1 protein-coding gene is annotated in these 280 nt (G+C 68.2%); it reads right to left on the bottom strand.

Features of this window, described 5'->3' with window-relative positions; all coding sequences use genetic code 11:
• On the bottom strand, positions 1 to 253 hold a 253-nt coding region (locus FLQ44_RS13555; RefSeq protein WP_206208880.1), incomplete at its 3' end, for a P-loop NTPase family protein.
• Between the last annotated feature and the right edge of the window lie 27 nt (positions 254 to 280).

Here is a 280-nt window from a genome sequence, read left to right as displayed (position 1 = left end):
AGTCGCTTCCCTCGGCGAACGCGAGCTCGGCGGACTTGCGCTCGGCGGCGCTCAGGCTTGCGTGGCTCACCCAGGTGCGGACACCCGCTTCCAGCAGCGCGCTGCCCAGGCGCTCGGCCAGCGCGCGTGAGTCGCAGAACACCAATCGCTTTTCGCCCCGGTAGAGGCGCGAAAGAACAATGGCTGCGTTCTCGACGCTGCCGACGTGGTCGATGGTGACGTCCGCATCGGTCGAAACGCTGGAGCTGCCCACGATCCGGCCGGTCCCACCGGAGGACAA

This window comes from Vogesella mureinivorans, from assembly GCF_007644035.1.
In the GTDB taxonomy this organism is placed as follows: domain Bacteria; phylum Pseudomonadota; class Gammaproteobacteria; order Burkholderiales; family Chromobacteriaceae; genus Vogesella; species Vogesella mureinivorans.
This window is presented reverse-complemented; position numbering and strand designations above follow the sequence as displayed.